Genomic DNA, 439 nt, shown 5'->3' with positions numbered 1-439 from the left:
GTGTAGCATGTGTCATAGGTAAGTTGTCACTCGTAGTAGCAGCATATGAGATGTTCTCTAGGCTGGAGATGGTATGAGCAGGGGGAGCAGTTTCATCGAAATTGAAAGGGAATATGTAGGAAGAGGTAGCGTTGTTCAAACCATATGATACAGTGGTATGCGAAGTGAGGGTAGCAGCAGACATAGCAGGTCCATGGAATTTGGAATCGGTAAATTGGGTGACAACAGGAAGATCAGGAGATGATGGGGGTGTACCAGCTGCAGACTCAGCAGGTCCAGGGAATTCAGAATTGGGAAGGCAAGAGACAGTAGGGAGATCTGAGTCATAAGATGGTGTAGGCAGTACAGCTGCAGATGGCTCCTGATCTTGTGCTGCAGAAGGACTAAGTGCTAAACTCCCACTCTCTGCATTGTCTCCTGTAGACTCCATGGTGGTAGC

General features: G+C 48.1%; 1 protein-coding gene. It reads right to left on the bottom strand.

Annotation, left to right across the window (positions count from 1 at the left end):
* Positions 1-439: hypothetical protein (locus GTQ34_RS16645; protein ID WP_166524932.1), on the bottom strand; the 439-nt coding region annotated here is incomplete at both ends.

Source organism: Flagellimonas ochracea, assembly GCF_009903685.1.
Lineage (GTDB): Bacteria > Bacteroidota > Bacteroidia > Flavobacteriales > Flavobacteriaceae > Flagellimonas > Flagellimonas ochracea.
This window is presented reverse-complemented; position numbering and strand designations above follow the sequence as displayed.